The sequence below is a fragment of the Kytococcus sp. HMSC28H12 genome (assembly GCF_001816045.1).
In the GTDB taxonomy this organism is placed as follows: Bacteria; Actinomycetota; Actinomycetes; order Actinomycetales; family Dermatophilaceae; genus Kytococcus; species Kytococcus schroeteri.
This window is the reverse complement of record NZ_KV824368.1, coordinates 1-649: the sequence shown is the minus strand read 5'-3', so window position 1 is coordinate 649 and position 649 is coordinate 1. Positions and strand designations below refer to the sequence as shown.

Here is a 649-nt window from a genome sequence, read left to right as displayed (position 1 = left end):
GCGAACGCGGCGACCGGGCAGGGCGTGAACGGTGGAGCAGACCCGCGCCATGACCGGGCGTGGTGGGACCAGGCCCGCGGCCGGGCCCTGTGCGAGCTCATCGACCACCTCCCGGCCGACCACCTGACCACCAGGACCAACGCGATCCTCATCGTCCGCACCGACCTGGACACCCTCCGGGGCCTGACGGACCGGGCCGGCCTCACCGACACCGGGGCGGTCGTCTCCGCCGGGCAGGTACGCCGCATGGCCGCCACCGCAGGCCTGGTCCCGGCCGTGCTGGGCACCGACTCGGTCGTACTCGACCTCGGCCGGCAGACCCGCTGCTTCACCGGTTCCCAGCGCACCGCCCTGGCAGCCTCCTACGAGACCTGCGCCGCCGCCGACTGCGACCGGCCCCTGGCCTGGACACAGATCCACCACGCCCACCCGTGGCACCCCGTGACCGCACCGGACGGCACCGTCCTGCACCCCGGGGGAGGACCCACCGACCTGGCCAACGCCATCCCCCTGTGCGGGCCCCACCACCGACAACTCGACGACCCACGCCTGGGCCACACCATCCACACCCACCCCGACGGCACACGGACCATCACCTACCACCCACGACGACCCGGACAACCATGGAGGACGGACACCCCACCCCGAG

At 73.7% G+C, this 649-nt stretch carries 1 protein-coding gene; it reads left to right on the top strand.

Features of this window, described 5'->3' with window-relative positions; genetic code table 11:
- Positions 1 to 24: 24 nt before the first annotated feature.
- The coding region (locus tag HMPREF3099_RS04160) for an HNH endonuclease signature motif containing protein (protein WP_237769738.1) at positions 25 to 649 on the top strand (625 nt) is incomplete at its 3' end.